Genomic DNA, 26,009 nt, shown 5'->3' on the forward strand with positions numbered 1-26,009 from the left:
CTTTCAAACAAGCAACAACAAGTAGCGATTAAGCCAGTTTGTTGATCTGCGCGGTCAGGTTTGCTTTATGACGCGCTGCTTTGTTTTTGTGGATCAGACCTTTAGCAGCCTGACGATCCACGATTGGTTGCATTTCGTTAAATGCGTTCTGCGCTGCAGCTTTGTCGCCTGCTTCGATTGCTGCGTATACTTTCTTGATGAAAGTACGCATCATAGAGCGACGGCTTGCGTTGTGCTTACGAGCCTTTTCAGACTGAACGGCACGTTTCTTAGCTGATTTGATATTAGCCAAGTCCAACTCCCAAATATGTTCTATGTGGACAATTCAAAGGCCGAGGAATATGCCCTCTTTGCCTTCTTTTGTCAATGGATTTGTGCAAATAAGCGCCGTTAATGAGCGACGCTACGTTACGTAGTGATGGCGCAGGATTCTACCAGCTTGTCTTTCGTGAATACAGCCTTTCGGCATAAAAATCGCAGTTCTCGGGCAGATTTTTTTGCTGTGAAAGGTCAGCCTGATGAAATCATACGGCTTTCTGTTTCGCGTGAACAATCGCCGGTTAACCTTAACCGCCGTACAAGGTATACTTTGGCGATTTTCACTGTTTTGAGCCAGTCATGAAGCTGATACGCGGCATACATAATCTCAGTCAAGCCCCGCACGGGTGCGTGCTGACCATTGGTAATTTTGACGGCGTGCATCGTGGGCATCAGGCGCTGTTGCAGGGATTGCGTAAAGAAGGGGAGGCGCGTGGCCTGCCCGTTGTGGTGATGATTTTCGAACCGCAGCCGCTGGAGCTGTTTGCCGGCGAGAAATCTCCCGCGCGGCTGACGCGTCTGCGTGAGAAGTTACGCTACCTGGCGGAGTCCGGCGTGGACTACGTCCTGTGCGTACGCTTCGACCGTCGGTTTGCCGCGCTGACCGCACAAAACTTTGTCAGCGATCTGTTGGTCAGGCAGCTTGGCGTGCAGTTTCTCGCCGTGGGCGATGATTTCCGCTTTGGTGCTGGTCGTCAGGGCGATTTCTTGTTATTACAGAAGGCTGGCCTGGAGTACGGGTTTGACGTCACCAGTACGATGACCTTCTGTGAGGGCGGGGTGCGCGTCAGCAGCACGGCGGTACGTCAGGCGCTGGCGAACGATGAACTGGACACGGCAGAAACGCTGCTGGGTCATCCGTTCACAATTTCAGGTCGTGTGGTCCATGGCGATGCGCTGGGCCGCACGATAGGTTTTCCGACGGCGAATATACCGCTGCGTCGTCAGGTCTCCCCGGTTAAAGGGGTCTATGCGGTGGAAGTGGCAGGACTGGGTGAGAAGCCTTTCTACGGTGTTGCCAACATTGGTACACGTCCAACGGTTTCCGGTGTGCGTCAACAGTTAGAAGTACACCTGCTGGACGTTGTAATGGACCTCTACGGTCGCCATATAGATGTGATACTGCGTAAAAAAATACGCAATGAACAGCGATTCGCTTCGCTGGATGAACTTAAGGCGCAAATCGCGCGAGATGAATTAACGGCCCGCGAGTTTTTTGGGCTTTAGAACCGGCTTAACTGCCTACGTGATAAATACGGAACCGAGAATCTGATGAGTGACTATAAATCAACCCTGAATTTGCCGGAAACAGGGTTCCCGATGCGCGGCGATCTCGCCAAGCGCGAACCGGGAATGCTGGCGCGTTGGACTGATGATGACCTGTACGGCATCATTCGTGCAGCCAAAAAAGGCAAAAAAACCTTCATTCTGCATGATGGCCCTCCCTATGCGAATGGCAGCATTCATATTGGTCACTCTGTAAACAAGATTCTGAAAGACATTATCGTGAAGTCCAAAGGACTCGCGGGATATGACTCGCCTTACGTTCCGGGCTGGGACTGCCATGGTCTGCCAATCGAGCTGAAAGTGGAGCAAGAGTACGGTAAGCCGGGTGAGAAGTTCACCGCCGCAGAGTTCCGCGCGAAATGCCGCGAATACGCTGCCACCCAGGTTGACGGTCAGCGCGCTGACTTCATCCGTCTGGGCGTGCTGGGCGACTGGTCGCACCCGTACCTGACCATGGACTTCAAAACCGAAGCCAACATTATCCGTGCGCTGGGTAAAATCATCGGCAACGGTCACCTGCATAAAGGCGCTAAGCCGGTGCACTGGTGCGTGGACTGCCGTTCTGCGCTGGCAGAAGCGGAAGTAGAGTATTACGACAAAACCTCGCCTTCTATCGACGTGGCGTTCGAAGCGGTCGATCAGGATGCGATCAAAGCTAAATTTGGCCTGCCAGGCGTAAGCGGTCCAGTCTCGCTGGTTATCTGGACCACCACCCCGTGGACGTTACCAGCCAACCGTGCCATTTCCCTGTCCGGTGAGTTTGAGTACGCGCTGGTACAAATTGATGGTCGCGCGGTTATCCTGGCAAAAGATCTGGTTGAAAGCGTGCTTAAACGCGCGAACATCACTGATTACAGCGTGCTGGGTACCGTAAAAGGCGACGCGCTGGAGCTGATGCGCTTCAAACACCCGTTCCTGGACTTCGACGTTCCGGCGATCCTGGGCGACCACGTCACGCTGGACGCCGGTACCGGTGCGGTGCATACCGCCGGCGGCCACGGTCCTGACGACTACAACATCAGCCTGAAATACGGTCTGGAAATCGCCAACCCGGTCGGTCCGGATGGCTCTTACCTGCCTGGCACCTACCCGGCGCTGGACGGTATCAACGTCTTTAAAGCCAACGACATCATCGTTGACATGCTTCGCACCAGCGGCGCGCTGCTGCACGTTGAGAAAATGCAGCACAGCTATCCGTGCTGCTGGCGCCATAAGACCCCGATTATCTTCCGTGCGACCCCGCAGTGGTTCGTCAGCATGGACCAGAAAGGCCTGCGCGAGCAGTCTCTGAAAGAGATCAAAGGCGTGCAGTGGATCCCGGACTGGGGCCAGGCGCGTATCGAATCCATGGTGGCTAACCGTCCTGACTGGTGTATCTCCCGTCAGCGCACATGGGGCGTGCCGATGTCGCTGTTCGTGCATAAAGAGACGCAGGAACTGCACCCGAACACCCTGGAACTGATGGAAGAGGTGGCGAAGCGCGTTGAAGTTGACGGCATTCAGGCGTGGTGGGATCTCGATTCCCGTGACATCCTGGGCGCTGACGCGGACAACTACGAGAAAGTGCCGGATACCCTGGACGTGTGGTTCGACTCCGGGTCTACCCACTCCTCCGTGGTTGACGTGCGCCCTGAGTTCGCCGGTCACGCTGCCGACATGTATCTGGAAGGCTCCGACCAACACCGCGGCTGGTTCATGTCATCCCTGATGATCTCCACCGCCATGAAGGGCAAAGCACCTTACCGCCAGGTACTGACCCACGGCTTCACCGTGGATGGTCAGGGCCGTAAGATGTCCAAATCCATCGGTAACACCGTTTCTCCGCAGGACGTGATGAACAAGCTGGGCGCGGATATTCTGCGTCTGTGGGTGGCATCCACCGACTACACGGGCGAAATGGCGGTGTCTGACGAGATCCTGAAACGTGCTGCTGACAGCTATCGTCGTATCCGTAACACCGCGCGCTTCCTGCTGGCGAACCTGAACGGGTTTGATCCGGTAAAAGACATGGTGAAGCCGGAAGAGATGGTGGTGCTCGATCGCTGGGCGGTAGGCTGCGCGAAAGCGGCACAGGAAGATATTCTGAAAGCCTATGAGTCTTACGACTTCCACGAAGTGGTGCAGCGCCTGATGCGCTTCTGCTCCATTGAGATGGGGTCGTTTTATCTCGACATCATCAAAGACCGCCAGTATACCGCGAAAGCGGACAGCGTGGCGCGTCGTAGCTGCCAGACCGCGCTGTTCCACATCGCAGAGGCGCTGGTACGCTGGATGGCGCCGATCATGTCCTTCACCGCAGATGAAATCTGGGGTTACCTGCCGGGCGACCGTGAGAAGTATGTCTTCACCGGCGAGTGGTACGAAGGTCTGTTCGACCTCTCCAGCACTGAAGCAATGAACGACGCCTACTGGGACGAGCTGCTGAAAGTGCGTGGCGAAGTGAACAAGGTAATCGAGCAGGCGCGCGCTGACAAGAAAGTCGGTGGCTCTCTGGAAGCGACGGTGACCCTGTACGCAGAGCCTGAGCTGGCCGCGAAGCTGACCGCGCTGGGCGATGAATTACGATTTGTCCTGTTGACCTCCGGTGCGAAAGTTGCGGATTATGCCGAGGCATCTGCTGATGCTCAGCAGAGCGAACTGCTCAAAGGACTGAAGGTCGCACTGAGCAAAGCCGATGGTGAAAAATGCCCGCGTTGCTGGCATTACACTACCGATGTCGGCCAGGTGGCGGAACACGCAGACATCTGCGGACGCTGTGTAAGCAACGTCGCCGGCGACGGCGAAAAACGTAAGTTTGCCTGATGAGTAAAACTCTCTGTTCAACAGGACTGCGCTGGCTGTGGCTGGTGGTAGTGGTGCTGATTATTGATTTGGGCAGCAAGTTCCTGATCCTCCAGAATTTCGCTCTGGGGGATACGGTCCCGCTGTTCCCGTCGCTTAACCTGCACTACGCCCGCAACTACGGCGCGGCGTTTAGTTTCCTTGCCGACAGCGGTGGCTGGCAGCGTTGGTTCTTCGCAGGTATCGCAATGGGTATCTGCGTCGTGCTCGCGGTGCTGATGTACCGCTCGAAGGCCACGCAAAAGCTGAATAACATCGCCTACGCGCTGATCATTGGTGGCGCACTGGGTAACCTGTTTGACCGCCTGTGGCACGGCTTTGTAGTCGATATGATCGACTTCTACGTCGGCGACTGGCACTTTGCGACCTTTAACCTCGCCGATAGCGCAATATGCGTTGGTGCAGCGTTAATCGTGCTGGAAGGCTTCTTGCCTAAACCGGCCGCGAAAGAGCAGGTGTAACAAAACCAGCCGGGTGACGCGTAGCGATCCCGGCCTACAGAATTTGTGGCCCCCGTAGGCCCGGTAAGCGTAGCGCCACCGGGCAACAGGTGACCCAAAACAAGCGAGCAATTTGCATGTCTAAATCCGTACAGAGCAACAGCGCGGTTCTCGTTCATTTCACGCTGAAGCTGGATGACGGCTCCACGGCCGAGTCCACCCGCAACAATGGCAAACCGGCGCTGTTTCGTCTGGGCGACACCTCCCTGTCTGAAGGCCTCGAACAACAGCTTCTCGGGCTGAAAGAGGGTGAGAAAAAAGCGTTCTCACTGGAGCCGGATGCGGCATTCGGTGTGCCAAGCCCGGATCTGATTCAGTACTTCTCGCGCCGTGAGTTTATGGATGCGGGTGAACCGGAGATCGGGGCGATTATGCTCTTTACCGCTATGGACGGCAGCGAAATGCCTGGCGTGATCCGCGAAATCAACGGGGATTCCATCACCGTTGACTTCAACCATCCGCTTGCCGGGCGTACCGTTCATTTTGATGTAGAAGTGCTGGAGATCGATCCGGCGCTGGAGGACTGAAATGCAGATCCTGTTGGCTAACCCGCGCGGTTTTTGCGCTGGTGTAGACCGCGCTATCAGCATTGTTGAAAATGCGCTGGAGATTTACGGCGCGCCGATTTACGTGCGTCACGAAGTGGTGCACAACCGCTACGTGGTCGACAGCCTGCGCGAGCGCGGTGCGATTTTTATCGAGCAGATCAGCGAAGTGCCGGACGGCGCAATCCTCATCTTCTCCGCGCACGGCGTATCTCAGGCCGTACGTAACGAAGCCAAAAGCCGCGATCTGACCGTATTCGATGCCACCTGTCCGTTAGTGACCAAGGTGCATATGGAAGTGGCGCGTGCAAGCCGTCGTGGTGAAGAGTCGATTCTGATTGGCCATGCCGGTCACCCGGAAGTTGAAGGCACCATGGGTCAGTACAGCAACCCGGAAGGGGGCATGTATCTGGTTGAGTCGCCGGAAGACGTTTTTACGCTGAATGTGAAAAACGAAGCGCGTCTGTCGTTTATGACCCAGACGACGCTTTCCGTGGACGACACCTCAGACGTGATTGACGCCCTGCGCCAGCGCTTCCCAAAAATCGTCGGGCCGCGCAAAGATGATATCTGCTACGCAACCACCAACCGTCAGGAAGCCGTGCGCGCGTTGGCTGAACAGGCGGACGTGGTGCTGGTGGTCGGTTCAAAAAACTCCTCTAACTCTAACCGTCTGGCCGAACTGGCGCAGCGTATGGGGAAAGCGGCGTTTCTGATCGACGACGCAACGGACATTCAGGAAGCGTGGGTGAAAAACGCGGCCTGCGTCGGTGTTACCGCAGGTGCTTCAGCGCCGGATATTCTGGTGCAAAACGTCATTGCCCGCCTGCAAGAGCTGGGTGGTGGCGAAGCGGTGCCGCTGGAAGGCCGTGAAGAGAACATTGTCTTTGAAGTGCCGAAAGAGCTGCGAATCGACGCCCGCGAAGTGGAATAATTTCTTTTCTGATGAAAGGCCAGCACCTTCTGTGCTGGCCTTTTTTTTGCTTCGTATCTTATCGTGACGACAAAATCATGTCTTTTACTGATATCTGAGTCGGTTTCACGTTAAATTCTAATTATTGGTGTTTTCAGTTGGCAGCCTTAGCGAAGGCTGGTTAATCTGAAAACGGTTTACATCATTTTAACGTAAGAGAATAACTATGCATGATGCACAGATCCGTGTCGCCATTGCGGGCGCGGGTGGACGTATGGGTCGCCAGCTGATTCAGGCGGCACTACAGATGGATGGCGTGGCACTTGGCGCGGCGCTGGAGCGTGAAGGTTCATCCCTGCTGGGCTCCGATGCGGGCGAGCTGGCAGGCGCGGGCAAGACAGGCGTTACCGTGCAGAGCAACCTGGAGGCGGTGAAAGAAGACTTTGACGTGTTCATCGACTTTACCCGTCCGGAAGGCACTTTGACTCACCTGGCGTTTTGCCGCCAGCACGGTAAAGGGATGGTGATTGGCACCACCGGTTTCGATGATGCCGGTAAACAGGCCATTCAGGAAGCAGCCGCCGACATTGCAATTGTCTTCGCCGCGAACTTTAGCGTAGGCGTTAACGTTATGCTGAAACTGCTGGAAAAGGCAGCGAAGGTGATGGGCGACTATACCGACATTGAGATTATTGAAGCGCACCACCGCCATAAAGTCGATGCCCCATCTGGCACGGCGCTGGCGATGGGCGAAGCGATTGCTTATGCAATGGATAAAGATTTGAAAGACATCGCGGTCTATTCTCGCGAAGGTCACACTGGCGAGCGCGTGCCTGGCACCATTGGTTTTGCCACCGTTCGCGCGGGTGATATCGTCGGCGAACATACCGCTATGTTCGCCGATATTGGTGAAAGGGTCGAAATCACACATAAAGCATCCAGCCGCATGACGTTTGCAAACGGGGCGGTACGCTCCGCACTGTGGCTAAAAGGTAAGCCAAATGGTCTTTTTGATATGCGAGATGTGCTCGAACTCAACAATTTGTAAGCGTTATTACCCATCGTGATGTGGTTATTGCAGTCGTAACTGTTTGATTGCATAGGGCAATATTTTATTGCCCTTTTATTTTGTCTATTTCAAAGGATTGTTGTATTTAACTCATTTAAAGTAAGTGTTTTCAAGCTATTTTATGTTGCTGCACTGTAAATTTTGACCATCTGGTCCACTTTTTATTCCCGCAAGACGATTGTTTCTTTTAAACTGCCTGCGCAAGCGGTTTCCACAGTGATTTAGTTGGTCTTTTTGCCGCTTAATTTGAAATCAAGCCATCAGGCCTGCAAAAGAATAAACAAAATCCCCGTTTTAAGTTGACTTTTACATGGCAAATCCCCAGAATGCCGCCGTTTGCCAAAAATCCGCTGGCAACACATTTGCATTGATCCATGACATGGTTATGAATTAATATGCAAATAAAGTGAGTGAATATTCTCTGGAGGGTGTTTTGATTAAGTCAGCGCTATTGGTTCTGGAAGACGGAACCCAGTTTATCGGTCGGGCCATAGGGGCAACGGGTTCGGCGGTTGGGGAAGTCGTTTTCAATACTTCAATGACCGGTTATCAAGAAATCCTCACTGATCCTTCCTATTCTCGCCAAATCGTTACTCTTACTTATCCTCATATCGGCAATGTCGGCACCAATGCGGCTGACGAAGAATCCTCTCAGGTACATGCACAAGGCCTGGTCATTCGCGACCTGCCGCTGATTGCCAGCAACTTCCGCAACACCGAAGACCTCTCTTCTTACCTGAAGCGCCATAACATTGTGGCGATTGCCGATATCGATACCCGTAAACTGACGCGTCTGCTGCGCGAGAAGGGTGCACAAAATGGCTGCATCATCGCAGGGGACAACCACGATGCGGCGCTGGCGCTGGAAAAAGCGAAAGCCTTCCCGGGCCTGAACGGGATGGACCTGGCGAAAGAAGTGACTACCACAGAAGCCTACAGCTGGACGCAGGGAAGCTGGACGCTGGAAGGCGACCTGCCGGAAGCGAAACCGGAAAGCGAGCTGCCGTTCCACGTGGTGGCCTACGATTTTGGTGCCAAGCGCAACATCCTGCGTATGCTGGTTGACCGTGGCTGCCGCCTGACGGTCGTCCCGGCACAAACGTCTGCGGAAGATGTTCTGAAGATGAACCCGGACGGCATCTTCCTCTCTAACGGTCCTGGCGACCCGGCGCCGTGTGACTACGCTATCGACGCCATTAAGTCCTTCCTTGAAACCGATATCCCGGTATTCGGCATCTGTCTCGGCCATCAGCTGCTGGCGCTGGCGAGCGGAGCGAACACCGTCAAGATGAAGTTCGGCCACCATGGTGGTAACCACCCGGTGAAAGATATCGACAACAACACGGTAATGATCACCGCGCAGAACCACGGCTTCGCTGTGGATGAAGCGACGATGCCAGCTAACCTGCGCGTGACGCATAAGTCACTGTTCGATGGTACCTTGCAGGGTATCCATCGCACCGATAAGCCTGCGTTCAGCTTCCAGGGCCACCCTGAAGCCAGCCCGGGCCCACACGATGCCGCGCCGCTGTTCGATCACTTCATCGAACTTATCGAGCAATACCGTAAGACTGCTAAATAATCAGGAGCTGAGAAGACCATGCCAAAACGTACAGACATAAAAAGCATCCTGATCCTTGGCGCTGGCCCGATCGTGATCGGCCAGGCCTGCGAATTTGACTACTCCGGCGCGCAGGCGTGTAAAGCCCTGCGCGAAGAGGGTTACCGCGTCATCCTGGTCAACTCTAACCCGGCCACCATCATGACCGACCCGGAAATGGCAGATGCGACCTACATCGAGCCAATTCACTGGGAAGTGGTACGCAAAATTATTGAGAAAGAGCGTCCGGACGCGGTGCTGCCGACCATGGGTGGCCAGACGGCGCTGAACTGCGCGCTGGAGCTGGAGCGTCAGGGTGTGCTGGAAGAGTTCGGCGTGACCATGATTGGTGCAACCGCCGACGCGATTGATAAAGCAGAAGACCGTCGTCGCTTCGACGTGGCAATGAAAAAAATTGGCCTCGACACCGCGCGTTCCGGTATCGCACACAACATGGAAGAAGCGCTGGCCGTCGCGGCTGACGTGGGCTATCCGTGCATCATCCGTCCTTCCTTCACCATGGGCGGCACCGGCGGCGGTATCGCCTACAACCGCGAAGAGTTCGAAGAGATTTGCGAACGCGGTCTGGATCTCTCCCCAACCAAAGAGCTGCTGATTGATGAATCGCTGATTGGCTGGAAAGAGTACGAGATGGAAGTGGTGCGTGATAAAAACGACAACTGCATCATCGTCTGCTCCATCGAAAACTTCGACGCGATGGGGATCCACACCGGCGACTCCATCACCGTTGCGCCAGCTCAGACGCTGACCGACAAAGAGTACCAAATCATGCGTAACGCCTCGATGGCGGTACTGCGTGAAATCGGCGTGGAAACCGGCGGCTCGAACGTGCAGTTCTCGGTGAACCCGAAAACCGGCCGTCTGATTGTTATCGAAATGAACCCGCGCGTGTCCCGTTCCTCCGCGCTGGCCTCCAAAGCCACCGGCTTCCCGATTGCGAAAGTGGCGGCGAAACTGGCGGTGGGTTACACCCTTGACGAGCTGATGAACGACATCACCGGTGGCCGCACGCCAGCGTCCTTCGAACCGTCCATCGACTACGTTGTGACCAAAATTCCTCGCTTTAACTTCGAGAAATTCGCCGGCGCGAACGACCGTCTGACTACCCAGATGAAATCCGTTGGTGAAGTCATGGCGATTGGCCGCACGCAGCAGGAATCCCTGCAAAAAGCGCTGCGTGGCCTGGAAGTGGGCGCGACCGGCTTTGACCCGAAAGTCAGCCTGGACGACCCGGAAGCACTGACCAAAATCCGCCGCGAGCTGAAAGACGCGGGCGCAGAGCGTATCTGGTACATCGCCGATGCCTTCCGTGCGGGCCTCTCCGTCGACGGCGTATTTAACCTGACTAACATCGACCGCTGGTTCCTGGTGCAGATTGAAGAGCTGGTGCGTCTGGAAGAGAAAGTGGCAGAGCTGGGCATCAACGGCCTTGACGCAGACTTCCTGCGCATGCTGAAGCGTAAAGGCTTCGCCGATGCGCGTCTGGCTAAACTGGCGGGCGTACGTGAAGCGGAGATCCGCAAGCTGCGCGACCAGTATGACCTGCACCCGGTTTACAAGCGCGTGGATACCTGTGCGGCAGAGTTCTCGACCGATACCGCGTACATGTACTCCACCTATGAAGATGAGTGCGAGGCGAACCCGTCCGTCGACCGCGACAAGATTATGGTGCTGGGCGGCGGTCCAAACCGTATCGGCCAGGGCATTGAGTTCGACTACTGCTGCGTGCATGCCTCGCTGGCGCTGCGCGAAGACGGTTACGAGACCATCATGGTCAACTGTAACCCGGAAACCGTCTCGACCGACTACGACACTTCCGACCGCCTCTACTTCGAGCCGGTTACGCTGGAAGACGTGCTTGAAATCGTGCGCATCGAGAAGCCGAAAGGCGTGATCGTGCAGTATGGCGGCCAGACTCCGCTGAAGCTGGCGCGTGCGCTGGAAGCAGCAGGTGTGCCGGTCATCGGCACCAGCCCGGACGCTATTGACCGTGCGGAAGACCGCGAGCGTTTCCAGCAGGCAGTTGATCGTCTCAAGCTGAAACAGCCGGCGAACGCCACCGTGACCGCGATTGAAATGGCCGTTGAGAAAGCGAAAGAGATTGGTTACCCGCTGGTGGTGCGTCCATCCTACGTACTGGGCGGCCGTGCGATGGAAATCGTCTATGACGAAGCCGACCTGCGTCGCTACTTCCAGACGGCGGTGAGCGTTTCCAACGATGCGCCAGTGCTGCTCGACCGCTTCCTCGACGACGCGGTTGAAGTCGACGTTGACGCTATCTGCGACGGCGAAATGGTGCTGATTGGCGGCATTATGGAGCACATCGAGCAGGCTGGTGTGCACTCCGGTGACTCCGCATGTTCTCTTCCTGCGTACACCCTGAGCCAGGAGATTCAGGATGTGATGCGTCAGCAGGTGCAGAAGCTGGCCTTCGAGCTACAGGTTCGCGGCCTGATGAACGTCCAGTTCGCAGTGAAAGACAACGAAGTTTATCTGATTGAAGTCAACCCGCGTGCGGCACGTACCGTACCGTTCGTCTCTAAAGCGACCGGTATTCCGCTGGCGAAAGTGGCGGCGCGCGTGATGGCTGGCCAGACGCTGGCTCAGCAGGGCGTCACGAAAGAAATCATCCCGCCGTACTACTCGGTGAAAGAGGTGGTGCTGCCGTTCAACAAATTCCCGGGCGTTGACCCACTGTTAGGGCCAGAGATGCGCTCTACCGGGGAAGTGATGGGCGTGGGCCGCACCTTCGCAGAAGCGTTTGCCAAGGCACAGCTGGGCAGCAGCTCCACCATGAGAAAATCGGGCCGTGCGCTGCTCTCCGTTCGCGAAGGCGATAAAGAGCGCGTGGTTGACCTGGCCGCCAAGCTGCTTAAACAGGGCTTCGAGCTGGATGCAACCCACGGCACGGCAATTGTGCTGGGTGAAGCTGGGATCAACCCGCGTCTGGTGAACAAGGTGCATGAAGGTCGTCCGCACATTCAGGACCGTATCAAGAATGGTGAGTACACCTACATCATCAACACCACCGCAGGTCGCCAGGCGATTGAAGACTCCAAGCTGATTCGCCGCAGCGCGCTCCAGTATAAAGTGCATTACGACACCACCCTGAACGGCGGTTTCGCGACGGCCATGGCGCTGAATGCGGATGCCACCGAGAAGGTGATTTCGGTGCAGGAAATGCACGCTCAGATTAGCAAGTAATCTGCGTAGGCCCGGCAAGCGTTAGCGCCGCCGGGCAAGTGGCGGGTGGCGCTTCGCTTACCCGCCCTACGGTTTTCTTTACCCATCTTAAGAACCTTCTGGTTTTTCATCCGCTTTCAGTCAGTTAGCCTAAAATGGTTAGGTCGATAACGAAAATTCAACTGAGAGCAGGGGAAAACACCATGCAAAATAAACTACTGATCGCTTCCGTTCTGGCTGCCACTGCAATGTTCACCGTGGCGGGCTGTTCGTCAAATCAGGCCGTAAAAACCACCGATGGTAAAACTATCGTTACTGACGGGAAACCGCAGGTGGATGACGATACCGGTCTGGTATCGTACAAAAACGCCGAAACCGGTCAAACTGAACAGATTAACCGTGACCAGGTTAAATCAATGGGTGAGCTGGATAACTAAAAAAAAAGCAGTGGCACATGCCACTGCTTTTTTTGCGTCAGAATGATCGATTACCAGCGATGGTTTAACAAAATATGACCGCCGTAAGCGGCATAGCTGTTTTCACCCCACTCACCGCTGGCACGCAGGGAGATCGTTGTGGTTTCGTTCAGGTTGCCGGTTACGCCCAGCTCTAACTGACCACGATCTTCTGGCGTATCGTTGCTGACGGTTTCGTCATTGAATGCCAGATCGTTTTGACCAGCACCTTTCAACCAGTTAACTGCGACGTATGGCTGCCAGGCCTTGACGTCCTTCTGCTGGAAGTAGCTTGCTTTAACGCCAAGACGACCAAAGACGCTGTCATTGTCCAGCGTGGTTACGCGTACGCCGTCGCGATCGGTGTGATTTTCCTGATCGAGATAGCTGTAGATCACCTGCGCCTGTGGCTCGATCTTCCATGTACGTTCATTTTCAGACTGGATAACCCACGCGTGGCCGACTTCAACAGACGCGGCGAAACCTTCGCTATCGTAATCTTCATCGTTACGATTGCTGGTGACTTTGTTGTTGTACCAGCTATAAGCGGCCCAGGTATCAACGTAGCTGCCCAGACGTAATTTCTGATCTTCCTGCCAGGTGGCGTACAGCCCAACATTAAAGCCATCAACCTTACCCTGTGCGTCACGCTCGTTGTGCTTCGCATCAGAGTGGGTCTTCGCCTGGCCTGCACCGAACATACCACCGGCACGCAGGATGCCGTTATCCATTGGCTTGCTCATGAAATCGCTGCCGACTTGCAGAACGGTGGTGGTGGTGTCGTAGCTGACTTTATCGCCACCCGCATCGTTCTCATGATAGCGACCCTTAACGTACATCCAGGTGTTCAGATCGTCTTCATTGCGGAAAGTGAGCTGGTCGCGATCGTCGCGCTTATGCAGGAACATGCTCTGCGCGGCAAGGTAGTTACCTAAGTAAGCACCCACTTCAGGTGCCATAACTTCCGGGGCACTGTTACCGCCGTTATCGGTGTTGCCGCCGTTATCGGTGTTGCCGCCGTTATCGGTGTTGCCGCCGTTGTCGGTGTTACCGCCGTTATCGGTGTTGCCGCCGTTATCGGTGTTGCCGCCGTTGTCAGTGTTGCCGCCGTTGTCGGTGTTACCACCATCATCGGCGTTACCACCGTCATCGGTGTTACCACCATTATCGGTGTTGCCACCGCCGTCGGTGTTACCGCCGTCATCATTATTGCCACCGTCATCGGTGTCGTCGGAAGGATCATCAGAAGGCGTCGCCTTTGATTCCAGATACCAGTTTCCGTCACTGTGCTGGTAGAGGTTATATTCCCAGGCGCCTGCGACGACCGGTTTTGCCAGCGTCAGCTGGGCTTCGGAACTGCCGCCAATGCTGACAATTTCCATACCGTTAATGGTTTGCGCGCCTGCGCCGCCAATGTTGGTAATGCTGACGCCGGACTGACCGAAGCTGCTGCCCGTAATGGTGAGGTGGTCAGTTGGTGAGTTATCTTCACCCAGAGTGCTGTTCATCACAATCTGGCTACCGTCAGAGCCGGTGTAGTCGCCATTAATCGTAAAATTATTGCCAACGCTATTATCAGCCGCACTCAGCAACAGCGTGCCGCCATTAGCCACGTTGCCGTTGATGGTATCAACACCGGAAGCGCTGAGCGTGGAGTTACCCTGGACTGCATTCCATGCCGCCAGCGTACCGCCGCTAAGAATCGCGATATTGTTGTTCACTTCGCCTGCGGTGGCAAAGGTCGCGCCGTTTTCAACGGTAACGGTGGCGTTACTGCCCTTGACGCCGAGCGTTGCTCCGGTGGAGACCAGCGTGGTGCCACCGTGCAGAACCGTATTCCCTGTATAGCTATTTTTGCCTGTCAGGGTCAGCGTGTTGGAATCAACTTTTTCGACGTTACCGCTACCGGTCATGTCGGTGGCGAAAGTGAAATCGCTACCCTGATTAAAAATGACGGTACCATTGTTGGTGAGCCCACCGCTGAGCGTCGCAGTTTTTTCGCCATCGCCCAGTTGCAGCGAGGCGTCTTTGGCCACCCGCGTATTACCGGTATTCGATACCGCACCCGACAGGGTTAACGCGCCAGTCTCTATCAGCAAGGAGTCGCCAGAGCCAATAATGTCGAGATCGCCCGACAGTGCCCAGCTTTCACCCTCCATTTTTACGCTGGCGAAACCGTCGCCTTCATTCAGACCCACGAAGTTACTGTCTTCCGTACCGGTGCCGATCAACGTCAGGGTATTTCCTCTGGAATTTGTGGATATTACGTCACCGATGAGGTTGGAGCCAGTGTCGAGCAGTAGCGTGTTATTTTTATCGCTGGCAAACATAATAGCGTTTGTTTCACCACTAATCGTTCCGCTATTTTTGATATCTAATTTTGCTGTATCTTTTACATTGATTCCGTACTGGGTTCCCTGCACAGTGGCACTGTTAAAAATCTTAGTGTTGCCATCATTTGCCGTAATAGCATCACCGTTTGTACCGATAATTTCGCCACTGTTATTAATGCCAATGCCAACCTGAGTACTAAGACCTGTTTTTCCTTTTATCGTTCCGGTGCTGGTATTGGTAATATTTAATGCGGAGGAGTTTTCACTGACAAAAATGCCATTTTCCGAGCCAGTAATGTTTCCACTGTTATTAAAATCACCGAGTAGTGACTGAATATTCACCGCATTCGCGGTGGTGGAGGAAATGGTTGCGCCGATGTCGTTATTAATTACAATGCGCTGTACACCAGTATTTATATTCAGGCCATTTCCCGTGCCAGAAATATTCCCTTCGTTAGTGACATTGGTGAGAGTAAACCCAGAGACCGATACCGCCGCTTCACTACCAGCGGAGGAGATCGTCACGTTTTTATTAATAATATATTCAGCATCGGCTGAGAAATCTTGAGGAACAGAAGTTGATTGGTCAATCGTTGCAGAAAATGCAACCGCAGGGGTGCATATCAACAAGGCAGGAAATATCTTTCCAAGAGTTTTGGTTGTATGATTTAATCTAAAGAAATTGTTGCTCATGTACACATCCATTTGAGTGAGAAGGAACATTAGATAACGTGCGTAAAACGTATTTAGTCCGTCTTAAAGCGTGAGCTTAAAACAAAAAAGCATAAAATTATTATTTTTTCAATAGGTTATGTACAGGTTGATTTATTAAATAATGACTTAAGTTTCGCTAAAAATATCTGTTGATAATATGAATGGCCATAACTATTTTGTAGGATGAATTTGTCTCGCGTATCGCTCTTCGTGTTTAGCGCCACTGTCGCTGGTAAGGTGGGATGGGTTGCCAATACTTGCGTTTTACTTTTAACCGTTAGATAGCCCCTTTAAGTCGGGGTGGTAACTGTCTACACTCAATGCTACAAGAAAAGTAAAAGACAGGCATATTCATGGTTTTGATAATTTATGCGCATCCCTATCCGCAACATTCGCATGCGAATAAACGGATGCTTGAGCAGGCAAGGACGCTCGAAAACGTTGAGATACGTTCCCTCTATCAACTCTATCCTGATTTCAGTATCGATGTCGCCGCCGAACAGGAGGCGCTCTCTCGTGCCGATCTGATCGTCTGGCAGCATCCGATGCAGTGGTACAGCACACCTCCGCTGCTGAAATTGTGGATCGACAAAGTCTTGTCGCACGGTTGGGCATACGGACATAACGGCAAAGCGCTTCAGGGAAAAAGCCTGATGTGGGCTGTAACCACCGGTGGGGGTGAAAGCCACTTTGAGATTGGCGCTTTCCCCGGATTTGACGTGCTGGCGCAGCCGCTCCAGGCTACCGCCCTTTACTGTGGCCTGAACTGGCTTCCGCCTTTTGCAATGCACTGTACCTTTGTCTGCGACGATGAAACCTTGCAGGCGCAGGCTCGTCACTACAAACAACGCTTACTCGAGTGGCAGGAGGGGCACAATGGATAGCCATACGATGATACAGGCGCTGATTTACCTCGGCGCGGCGGCATTAATTGTGCCCGTGGCGGTCCGTCTGGGGCTGGGCTCGGTGCTCGGCTATCTGATTGCCGGGTGTGTGATTGGCCCCTGGGGCTTTCGGCTGGTGACGGATGCCGAGTCAATCCTGCATTTTGCGGAAATCGGCGTGGTGCTGATGCTGTTTGTGATTGGCCTGGAATTGGATCCGCAGCGGCTGTGGAAACTGCGCGCCTCGGTGTTTGGCGGTGGCGCTTTGCAAATGCTGGCCTGCGGTCTGCTGTTGGGCGGGTTCTGCATTTTGCTGGGGATGGAGTGGAAAGTCGCAGAGCTGATCGGCATGACGCTGGCGCTCTCCTCGACGGCGATTGCCATGCAGGCAATGAACGAACGTAACCTGACGGTCTCGCAAATGGGGCGCAGCACCTTCTCCGTACTGCTGTTCCAGGATATTGCCGCCATCCCGCTGGTAGCGATGATCCCGCTGCTGGCAACCAGCGGCGCTTCAACGACGCTGGGGGCATTTGCCTTATCTGCGCTGAAGGTTGTCGGTGCGCTGGCGCTGGTAATTCTTCTGGGGCGCTACGTAACGCGTCCGTTGCTGCGCTTTGTGGCTCGCTCTGGCCTGCGCGAAGTATTCAGCGCCGTTGCGTTATTCCTGGTGTTTGGTTTTGGATTGCTGCTTGAAGAGGCTGGGCTGTCGATGGCAATGGGCGCTTTCCTCGCAGGGGTCTTACTGGCAAGCTCCGAATATCGTCACGCGCTGGAAAGCGATATCGAGCCGTTTAAAGGATTGCTGCTTGGGCTGTTTTTCATCGGCGTCGGGATGTCTATCGACTTCGGGACGCTGGTAACCCACCCGCTGCGCATCATCATTCTGCTGGTGGGTTTCCTGGTCATTAAAATGGCGATGCTGTGGCTGATTGCCCGACCGTTAAACGTGCCAAAACCGCAACGCCGCTGGTTTGCTGTGCTGCTGGGGCAGGGGAGTGAGTTTGCTTTCGTGGTCTTTGGCGCAGCGCAAATGGCAAATGTACTCGATCCGGAATGGGCAAAAGCGCTGACGCTGGCGGTCGCGCTGTCGATGGCCGCAACGCCAATTCTGCTGGTGCTGCTGACGCGTCTGGAAAAAACGGGAAGCGAACAGGAGCGAGAAGCCGATGAGATCGACGAGGAGCAGCCTCGCGTGATCATCGCCGGATTTGGCCGCTTCGGGCAGATCGCAGGCCGTTTACTGCTCTCCAGCGGTGTGAAAATGGTTATCCTCGATCACGATCCTGACCATGTTGATACGCTGCGTAAATTCGATATGAAAGTGTTTTACGGTGATGCGACCCGGGCGGACCTGCTGGAATCCGCCGGAGCGGCGAAAGCCGAGGTGCTGATTAACGCCATCGACGATCCTGAGACCAGCATGCAGATGGTTGAGCTGGTTAAAGAGCATTTTCCGCATCTGACCATTATCTCACGTGCGCGCGATGTGGATCACTACATCCAGCTGCGTCAGGCGGGGGTGGCAGCCCCTGAACGTGAAACCTTCGAAGGGGCGCTCAAATCTGGCCGCATGGCGCTGGAAAGTCTGGGGCTTGGTGCGTATGAAGCGCGTGAACGTGCCGATCTGTTCCGCCGCTTTAACCATGATATGGTGGAAGAGATGGTGGCGATGGCGAGCAGTACGGCAACCGAACGCGCAGCGGTGTTTAAACGCACCAGCACCATGCTGACGGAAATCATCAACGAGGATCGTAATCACCTGTCGCTGGTTCAGCGCCACGGCTGGCAAGGGACGGAAGAGGGCAAGCATACCGGTGATCCTGCGGATGAACCGGAGAGTAAACCCTCTGCGTGAAGTGGAGTTGCCAGCAATATTAAAAAATTTCTAATTCTTTACCCTGCCGCCAGTCGACGAAAGATTAAGCTTTCCGTATAGTGGCGGCAATTTTTTGCATCCGGGAAATTTTCAATGATCAGTCTGATTGCAGCGCTGGCGGTAGACCGCGTTATCGGCATGGAAAACGCCATGCCGTGGAACCTGCCTGCCGATCTCGCATGGTTTAAACGTACTACGTTAAACAAGCCGGTAGTGATGGGCCGCCTGACCTGGGAGTCGATTGGTCGTCCATTGCCGGGTCGTAAGAATATTGTGATCAGTAGCCAGCCGGGCACTGACGATCGCGTGCAGTGGGTGAAATCCGTTGATGAAGCGATTGCCGCCTGCGGCGATGCCGAAGAGATCATGGTGATCGGTGGTGGTCGCGTGTATGAGCAGTTCCTGCCAAAAGCGCAGAAACTGTATCTGACGCACATTGATGCGGAAGTGGAAGGGGATACCCATTTCCCGGATTACGATCCGGACGAGTGGGAGTCCGTATTCAGTGAGTTTCACGATGCGGATGCGCAGAACTCGCACAGCTACTGCTTCGAAATTCTGGAACGTCGTTAACGTTTTTATCCTCTCCCCAAAGGGAGAGGATAAACATCTTCAGGAGGCGACCGCCTCTCCCTCGCCTAAATCCAGCTGTCGGTTGGATGGCTGGACAAAGTAGGTTTTATCTTCCCAGCGTAAGCAGGTTAAATCCCCGCCCCAGCAGCATCCGGTATCCAGCGCATAGATATTTTCCGGGGTGCCTTTTCCTTCCAGTGATGCCCAGTGCCCAAATACCACGCTATATTCGTTTGTCACGGGGCCCGGAATCGCAAACCATGGCTTAAGCGGCGCAGGGGCATTTTCCGGCGTATCTTTGCAATACATATCCAGCTGCCCGTTCGGGAAGCAGTAGCGCATCCGCGTAAAGGCATTGGTGATAAAACGTAGCCGCGCCAGGCCGCTGAGGTCATCACTCCAGTTATTCGGCATGTCGCCGTACATCGCATCAAGGAAGAACGGGTAGGAGTCGCTCGCCAGCACCGCTTCGGCGTCGCGCGCACAGGTTTTTGCCGTCTCAAGATCCCATTGAGGCGTGATGCCGGCATGAGCCATCACCAGCTTTTTCTCTTCGTCAATCTGTAGCAGTGGCTGGCGACGCAGCCAGTTGAGCAACTCATCGGCATCCGGTGCTTCCAGCAGGGGGGTAATGCGATCTTTCGGCTTATTACGGCTGATCCCGGCGTATACGGCCAGCAGATGCAGATCGTGGTTGCCCAGTACCAGCCGCACGCTGTCGCCCAGAGATTTGACGTAACGCAGGACGTCAAGGGAGCCAGGGCCGCGCGCCACTAAATCGCCTGTAAGCCAGAGCGTGTCCTGCCCGGGAGTAAAATCGACCTGTTTTAATAATGCGATCAGTTCATCGTAGCAACCGTGAACGTCGCCAATCAGATATGTAGACATTAGATTAATGAATAAGTGTAGGTACGGCGAGACGGAACACAGGAATAGCAATGCGGAAAGCATTACCGTCGGCATCGACCATTTCGTAATGGCCTTGCATGGTACCCAGTGGCGTTTCAATGACCGCACCGCTGGTGTACTGATACTCTTCGCCAGGGGCGATATGGGGTTGTTCACCGACCACACCTTCACCCTGGACTTCAATTTCGCGGCCATTGCCGTTGGTGATAAGCCAGTAGCGCCCGAGCAGTTGCACAGGCATCCGCCCCAGATTGCGAATGGTTACGGTATAAGCAAAGACAAAACGTTCTTCATCCGGTGTGGATTGGGACTCAATGTAGACGCTTTGAACCTGAACACAGACGCGGGGCGAATCAATCATGGCTTAGCTCTCCTTCGGCGGCGCATTGTCGCTGATGTAATTAGCCAGCTTGCAGTACTGCTCTACGGAAATATTTTCCGCACGCATTGCCGGGTCGATGCCCAACTCAGCTAACACGTCAACGGTAAACAGATTGCCAAGGCTGTTACGAATCGTTTTACGGCGCTGGTTAAAGGCTTCAGTCGTGATACGGCTCAGCACGCGCAGGTCTTTGACCGGATACGGCATCGTTTTATGTGGCACCAGGCGCACAACCGCAGAATCCACTTTTGGTGGTGGCGTGAACGCGGAAGGCGGCACTTCTAATACCGGGATCACGTTGCAGTAATATTGCGCCATCACGCTTAAACGACCATACGCTTTACTGTTCGGCCCTGCAACCAGACGGTTAACGACCTCTTTTTGCAACATGAAGTGCATGTCGGCAATGGCATCAGTATAGCTAAACAGATGGAACATCAGCGGGGTGGAGATGTTGTACGGCAGGTTACCGAACACGCGCAGCGGCTGTCCCATTTTTTCAGACAGTTCGCCAAAGTTCATGGTCATCGCATCCTGCTGATAAATCGTCAGCTTCGGCCCGAGGAAAGGGTGCGTTTGCAGACGCGCGGCCAGATCGCGGTCGAGTTCGATAACGGTCAGTTCGTCAAGGCGTTCGCCTACCGGCTCGGTCAGCGCGGCAAGACCCGGGCCGATTTCGACCATGGCCTGGCCTTTCTGCGGATTAATGGCAGAAACGATACTGTCGATCACAAACTGATCGTTGAGGAAGTTTTGCCCGAAGCGTTTACGGGCTAAGTGGCCCTGATGGACTCGATTAGTCATTGAGTATTAACAATCATTTTGATGGCGAGATTAAGCGCCGTGATAAAACTGCCGACATCCGCTTTTCCCTGGCCTGCCAGATCCAGCGCAGTACCGTGGTCAACGGACGTTCGAATAAAGGGTAAGCCGAGGGTGATATTCACCCCGCGACCAAATCCCTGGTATTTTAGCACGGGCAGACCCTGATCGTGGTACATCGCGAGTACGGCATCGGCTTTATCCAGGTATTTGGGCTGGAAAAGGGTGTCGGCAGGCAGTGGCCCGCTGAGGTTCATCCCCTTCGCCCGCATCTCCTCAAGCACCGGAATGATGGTGTCGATCTCTTCAGTGCCCATATGTCCGCCCTCACCCGCGTGCGGATTCAGGCCGCAAACCAGCACATGCGGCTGCGGAATACCGAATTTGGTTTGCAGATCGTGATGCAAAATGCCAATGATCTCACGCAGGAGTTCAGGCGTAATGGCATCCGGAATGGCTTTGATCGGCAGGTGCGTTGTTACCAGCGCAACGCGCATTGCTTCGGTTGCCAGCATCATCACCACTTTCGGGCTGTGCGAACGCTCTTCGAAAAATTCGGTATGCCCGGTAAACGGAATGCCCGCGTCGTTGATTACGCCTTTATGCACCGGACCGGTGATCAGGGCGGCAAATTCGCCCTGAAGGCAACCGTCACAGGCGCGCGCCAGCGTCTCGACAACGTAGTGGCCGTTTTCGATGTGTAACTCACCGGGGACAACAGGTGCACGGAGCGGAACTGAAAGCAGGGTGAGAGTACCAGCCTGCTGCGGTGCGGGCTGTTGGCCTTCAACGTAAGGGAGGAGCGTTAAAGGCAGACCGAGCAAGGCTGCCCGGTCTTGTAACAGTGTTGCATCTGCGCAGACCACCAACTCTACCGGCCAGCTGCGCTGGGCGAGCTGAACCACAAGGTCAGGCCCAATCCCGGCGGGTTCGCCGGGAGTGATCACAACACGATGCGGTTTCATTAGTTGCTCAACACTTTCACGTAAGCGCTGGCGCGTTGTTCCTGCATCCAGGTTGCGGCTTCTTCAGAGAACTTACGGTTAAACAGCATGCGATACGCGCGGTCTTTCTGTGCCGCATCGGTTTTATCCACGTTGCGGGTGTCCATCAGCTGGATCAGATGCCAGCCGAAGGAGGAGTGCACTGGCGCGCTCATCTGACCCTTATTCAGCTTCATTAACGCATCGCGGAAAGCTGGATCGTAAATATCCGCTGCCGCCCAACCCAGGTCACCGCCCTGGTTTGCAGAGCCAGGATCCTGAGAGAACTCTTTTGCCGCTTTATCGAAGGTGGTTTTACCGCTCTTGATGTCTGCGGCGATCTGTTCCAGCTTCGCACGGGCCTGATCGTCAGTCATGATCGGAGACGGTTTGAGCAGGATATGGCGCGCATGCACTTCGGTAACCGAAATGTTCTGGCTCTGACCGCGCAGGTCGTTCACTTTCAGAATGTGGAAGCCCACACCGGAACGGATTGGACCGACGATGTCGCCTTTCTTCGCCGTGCTCAGCGCCTGGGCAAACAGGGATGGCAGCTCCTGAATACGGCCCCAGCCCATCTGGCCGCCTTTCAGCGCCTGCTGGTCAGCAGAGTAGGTGATCGCCAGTTTGCCGAAGTCATCGCCATTACGCGCCTGCTCAACGATAGCGCGCGCCTGACTTTCCGCCTCAGCCGCCTGATCGGAGGTTGGGTTTTCCGGCAGTGGGATCAGGATGTGGCTCAGGTTAAGTTCAGTGCTGGCATCATTCTGATTACCCACCTGTTTCGCCAGGGCATCCACTTCCTGAGGCAGGATGGTGACGCGGCGACGGACTTCATTGTTACGCACTTCTGAAATCAGCATCTCTTTACGGATCTGATTACGGTAGGTGGCATAGCTGATGCCGTCATAGGCCAGGCGGCTACGCATCTGGTCCGGGGTAATGTTGTTCTGCTTTGCAATGTTAGCGATCGCCTGATCGAGCTGCTCGTCAGAGATCTTCACACCCATTTTCTGGCCCATTTGCAGGACAATCTGATCCATGATCAGACGTTCCAGGATCTGGTGGCGCAGCGTAGCGTCATCCGGAAGTTGTTGACCTGCCTGGCCCGAGTTGAGCTTTACAGATTTCATCAAACCGTCAACGTCACTTTCAAGCACGACGCCGTTGTTAACCACAGCCGCGACTTTATCGACAACCTGTGGGGCCGCGAAGCTGGTATTCGCAACCATAGCGACACCGAGTAGCAGCGTTTTCCAGTTCTTCATACTTTTTCCATTTCAATTAACCGCAAAGCGGATTACGTTGTAAATCAAGCACATTACAATGAACTACGATACGGCAGAATGTTCGAGCGCAGCATCTGCTGCGTGCCCAGACCGTAGTTAGAGCTCAGGCCGCGCAACTCGATATTAAAGCCAATCACGTTATCGTATTTGCCCTGACTGTTTTGCGTATCCCAGCCGTTAAGTTTGCGTTCGTAACCGACACGTATTGCGTAACAGCAGGAGTTATATTGCAGACCCAGCATCTGGTCAGCAGGTTTTTGGGCATTCGTGTCATAGTAGTAGGCTCCGACGACTGACCAACGATCGGCGATCGGCCAGCTCGCGGCGGTACCCACCTGTGAAATACCGTCTTTGTATTGGTCTGTATTCGCATAGTTTGGCAGTGTCGCCTGGATATACTCCGGGCTGGCGTAACGGTACGTCAACTGCAACATGCGATCTTCATCACGACGATATTCGATGGCAGCGCTGCCCGTCGCGATATTGTCCAGTCGTGTATCGTACTGAACACCACCGCGCAGACCCCAACGATCCGTCATACGCCAGTAGGTGTCGCCCGCCCATACCAGTGAGCCCGTTTTGTTGTCTTTCTCCCAGTTAATGTCGTCATCACCGGTACGAGACTCGGTGAAATAGTAGATTTGACCAACAGAAACGTTAAAACGTTCAACGGCAGCATCATCATAAATGCGCGTTGTGACGCCGGTCGTTAACTGGTTAGCAGACGCAATACGGTCAAGGCCGCCGTAGGTACGATCGCGGAACAGGCCGCTGTAGTCTGATTGCAGGAAGGACGAGTCGTAGTTTTGAATTTTGCTCTGATCGCGATAAGGCACGTACAGATACTGCATACGTGGCTCAAGCGTCTGGGTGTATCCATCCGCGAGAAGAGCCATGTCACGTTCGAAAATCAGCTTCCCGTCCATTTTGAATTGCGGAAGCGTACGGTTTACCGACTCTTCAAGATCGGTGCCATAGCGTTTGTTATACCAGTCCAGATTTTTCTGCTGATAGTGGGTGGCCATCAGCTTGGCTTCGGTATTCAGGCTTGCCCAGTCGTTTGACCACGGCAGATTGATCGTCGGCTCGATATGCAGACGCGTTGATTCCGGCATATCCGAGTTGGTGTTGACGAAATGGACCGCCTGAGCGTAAACGTGCGTGTCGAAAGGACCCACATCGTTCTGGTACCAGTTCACGTCCAGCTGCGGCTCTGCACCATAGGTACTACGCGATTGCGTATCAAATACCTGGAACTGCTTGGTCGACACCGTCGCGTCAAAGTTCTCAATGGCGTAGCCCACGCTGAATTTCTGCGTGGCGTAACCGTCGGTACTGGACCCGTATTTAGAGTCGAAGTCGTTGAAGTAATACGGATCGCTGACTTTGGTGTAGTCGATGTTGAAGCGCCACACCTGATCCAATACCCCGGCGTGCTTCCAGTAGTACATCCAGCGGTGCTTATCACCTTCGCTCGGATGTTCGTCCTGGAACACCTTATCTGATGGCAGATAATCAAACTCCATCAGACCCGCGCCCGCTTTGGTCAGATAGCGGAATTCGTTCTCCCACATGATGTTACCGCGCTTATGGATGTAGTGCGGCGTGATCGTGGCGTCCATGTTGGGCGCAATGTTCCAGTAGTACGGCAGGTAGAACTCAAAGTAGTTCGACGTGCTGTACTTGGCGTTCGGGATCAGGAAGCCTGAACGACGTTTGTCACCCACAGGCAGTTGCAGGTAAGGACTATAGAAAATGGGCACCGGGCCGAGTTTAAAACGGGCGTTCCAGATCTCTGCAACCTGTTCTTCACGGTCGTGGATCACTTCGCTGCCCACAACGCTCCAGGTATTTGACCCTGGCAAACAGGACGTAAACGAGCCGTTTTCGAGAATGGTGTAGCGGTTCTCGCCGCGCTGCTTCATCAGGTCTGCGGTACCGCGCCCCTGACGACCGACCATCTGATAATCACCTTCCCAGACGTTGGTGTCTTTGGTATTCAGATTCGACCAGGCTTTCGGACCTTTCAGGATGACCTGATTGTCGTCATAGTGCACATTACCCAGCGCATCCACCGTACGGACAGGTGCCTGAGCACCTTCCGGCTGCTTCTGGTGCAATTGCACTTCGTCAGCCAGCAGACGGCTGTTTCCCTGGTTAATATCGACATTGCCCGTAAAGGTTGCATTGTCAGGATAATTACCTTTTGCGCTGTCGGCATTAATGGTGACGGGTAAGTCATTCGTATCGCCTTTCACCAGTGGGCGATTGTAACTTGGGACGCCAAGCATACACTGCGAGGCGAGATCGGCTGCGAGCCCCTGTTGGCTATACAGGGCGGTGCCAATCATTGTGGCCAGAAGGGTGGGGATACGTTTTTTCATACGTTGTATTTTATTGTTCCGTCATCAGTGGCTACGGCTTACAAACGCTCAGAGACTATCTTACTCATCAGCGCAGTACCAGCGTTAATCCTGCCCGTTTGCGCGCCAGAGTGTTAGGCTCGCTA

General features: G+C 54.4%; 20 protein-coding genes and 1 pseudogene. 13 read left to right on the top strand and 8 right to left on the bottom strand.

Features of this window, described 5'->3' with window-relative positions:
• Positions 1-28 precede the first annotated feature (28 nt).
• Entirely contained in the window at positions 29-292 is a 264-nt protein-coding gene (gene rpsT, locus BFV65_RS03200) for a 30S ribosomal protein S20 (RefSeq protein ID WP_003856458.1), read from the bottom strand.
• Positions 293-393: 101 nt separating this feature from the next.
• Here rpsT and BFV65_RS23530 point away from each other — a divergent pair.
• The 10 genes and pseudogenes from BFV65_RS23530 to BFV65_RS03245 all read left to right on the top strand — a co-directional run bounded on the left by BFV65_RS23530 (position 394) and on the right by BFV65_RS03245 (position 12,714).
• A pseudogene (locus BFV65_RS23530) lies at positions 394-611 on the top strand (DUF2575 domain-containing protein).
• 7 nt (positions 612-618) lie between these two features.
• Positions 619-1,545: a bifunctional riboflavin kinase/FAD synthetase gene (ribF, locus tag BFV65_RS03205; RefSeq protein WP_023299293.1), complete on the top strand. Its 927-nt coding sequence runs from the start codon at positions 619-621 to the stop codon at positions 1,543-1,545.
• A gap of 45 nt (positions 1,546-1,590) precedes the next feature.
• Positions 1,591-4,407, top strand: coding sequence for an isoleucine--tRNA ligase (gene ileS, locus BFV65_RS03210; protein WP_038415308.1), 2,817 nt, complete (start codon positions 1,591-1,593; stop codon positions 4,405-4,407).
• On the top strand, positions 4,407-4,907 hold the full coding sequence (gene lspA, locus BFV65_RS03215) for a signal peptidase II (protein WP_023299295.1): 501 nt from the start codon (positions 4,407-4,409) through the stop codon (positions 4,905-4,907). The genes ileS and lspA overlap by 1 nt, the downstream gene beginning before the upstream one ends.
• 116 nt (positions 4,908-5,023) lie before the next feature.
• The gene (fkpB, locus tag BFV65_RS03220; RefSeq protein ID WP_022647009.1) at positions 5,024-5,473 is read left to right on the top strand and encodes an FKBP-type peptidyl-prolyl cis-trans isomerase; all 450 of its coding nucleotides are present in this window, start codon (positions 5,024-5,026) and stop codon (positions 5,471-5,473) included.
• Between the two features lies 1 nt (position 5,474).
• Entirely contained in the window at positions 5,475-6,425 is a 951-nt protein-coding gene (gene ispH / locus BFV65_RS03225) for a 4-hydroxy-3-methylbut-2-enyl diphosphate reductase (protein ID WP_022647010.1), read from the top strand.
• A 205-nt stretch (positions 6,426-6,630) separates the two neighbouring features.
• Positions 6,631-7,452 (top strand): 4-hydroxy-tetrahydrodipicolinate reductase, encoded by an 822-nt coding sequence (gene dapB, locus BFV65_RS03230; RefSeq protein WP_022647011.1) that lies wholly within the window; start codon positions 6,631-6,633, stop codon positions 7,450-7,452.
• A 454-nt stretch (positions 7,453-7,906) separates the two neighbouring features.
• A complete protein-coding gene (carA, locus tag BFV65_RS03235) occupies positions 7,907-9,055 on the top strand; it encodes a glutamine-hydrolyzing carbamoyl-phosphate synthase small subunit (protein WP_069596229.1) in 1,149 nt (382 codons plus the stop codon).
• An 18-nt stretch (positions 9,056-9,073) separates the two neighbouring features.
• The gene (gene carB / locus BFV65_RS03240) at positions 9,074-12,298 is read left to right on the top strand and encodes a carbamoyl-phosphate synthase large subunit (protein ID WP_032625437.1); all 3,225 of its coding nucleotides are present in this window, start codon (positions 9,074-9,076) and stop codon (positions 12,296-12,298) included.
• Positions 12,299-12,480: 182 nt separating this feature from the next.
• Complete coding sequence (locus BFV65_RS03245) at positions 12,481-12,714, top strand: YgdI/YgdR family lipoprotein (protein ID WP_003856439.1); 234 nt, start codon at positions 12,481-12,483, stop codon at positions 12,712-12,714.
• Positions 12,715-12,764: 50 nt separating this feature from the next.
• Here BFV65_RS03245 and BFV65_RS03250 read toward each other — a convergent pair whose 3' ends face one another.
• Positions 12,765-15,770 (bottom strand): autotransporter family protein, encoded by a 3,006-nt coding sequence (locus tag BFV65_RS03250; RefSeq protein WP_418744694.1) that lies wholly within the window; start codon positions 15,768-15,770, stop codon positions 12,765-12,767.
• A gap of 362 nt (positions 15,771-16,132) precedes the next feature.
• Here BFV65_RS03250 and kefF point away from each other — a divergent pair, with 362 nt between their 5' ends.
• The 3 genes from kefF (at position 16,133) to folA (ending at position 19,115) form a co-directional block, all read left to right on the top strand.
• Positions 16,133-16,663, top strand: a complete 531-nt coding sequence (gene kefF / locus BFV65_RS03255; protein WP_023305423.1) for a glutathione-regulated potassium-efflux system oxidoreductase KefF — start codon at positions 16,133-16,135, stop codon at positions 16,661-16,663.
• Complete coding sequence (kefC, locus tag BFV65_RS03260) at positions 16,656-18,521, top strand: glutathione-regulated potassium-efflux system protein KefC (RefSeq protein ID WP_063148752.1); 1,866 nt, start codon at positions 16,656-16,658, stop codon at positions 18,519-18,521. Before kefF ends, kefC begins: the two co-directional genes overlap by 8 nt.
• Positions 18,522-18,635: 114 nt before the next feature.
• Positions 18,636-19,115 (top strand): type 3 dihydrofolate reductase, encoded by a 480-nt coding sequence (gene folA / locus BFV65_RS03265; RefSeq protein WP_003856431.1) that lies wholly within the window; start codon positions 18,636-18,638, stop codon positions 19,113-19,115.
• Between the two features lie 39 nt (positions 19,116-19,154).
• Here the strand turns inward: folA and apaH are convergent, their stop codons facing one another.
• From apaH to lptD, 6 genes are read right to left on the bottom strand one after another with little or no spacing between them, the layout of a single operon-like run.
• A complete protein-coding gene (gene apaH / locus BFV65_RS03270) occupies positions 19,155-20,003 on the bottom strand; it encodes a bis(5'-nucleosyl)-tetraphosphatase (symmetrical) ApaH (protein ID WP_022647017.1) in 849 nt (282 codons plus the stop codon).
• 4 nt (positions 20,004-20,007) lie between these two features.
• Entirely contained in the window at positions 20,008-20,385 is a 378-nt protein-coding gene (gene apaG, locus BFV65_RS03275; RefSeq protein ID WP_003856425.1) for a Co2+/Mg2+ efflux facilitator ApaG/CorD, read from the bottom strand.
• Between the two features lie 3 nt (positions 20,386-20,388).
• Positions 20,389-21,210: a 16S rRNA (adenine(1518)-N(6)/adenine(1519)-N(6))-dimethyltransferase RsmA gene (gene rsmA / locus BFV65_RS03280; protein WP_003856423.1), complete on the bottom strand. Its 822-nt coding sequence runs from the start codon at positions 21,208-21,210 to the stop codon at positions 20,389-20,391.
• Positions 21,207-22,193, bottom strand: a complete 987-nt coding sequence (gene pdxA, locus BFV65_RS03285) for a 4-hydroxythreonine-4-phosphate dehydrogenase PdxA (RefSeq protein ID WP_022647019.1) — start codon at positions 22,191-22,193, stop codon at positions 21,207-21,209. The genes rsmA and pdxA overlap by 4 nt, the downstream gene beginning before the upstream one ends.
• Entirely contained in the window at positions 22,193-23,479 is a 1,287-nt protein-coding gene (gene surA / locus BFV65_RS03290; protein ID WP_003856417.1) for a peptidylprolyl isomerase SurA, read from the bottom strand. The genes pdxA and surA overlap by 1 nt, the downstream gene beginning before the upstream one ends.
• A gap of 53 nt (positions 23,480-23,532) precedes the next feature.
• Positions 23,533-25,884, bottom strand: a complete 2,352-nt coding sequence (gene lptD / locus BFV65_RS03295; protein WP_023299304.1) for an LPS assembly protein LptD — start codon at positions 25,882-25,884, stop codon at positions 23,533-23,535.
• Between the last annotated feature and the right edge of the window lie 125 nt (positions 25,885-26,009).

Source organism: Enterobacter hormaechei subsp. hoffmannii (assembly GCF_001729745.1).
Classification (GTDB): Bacteria; Pseudomonadota; Gammaproteobacteria; order Enterobacterales; family Enterobacteriaceae; genus Enterobacter; species Enterobacter intestinihominis.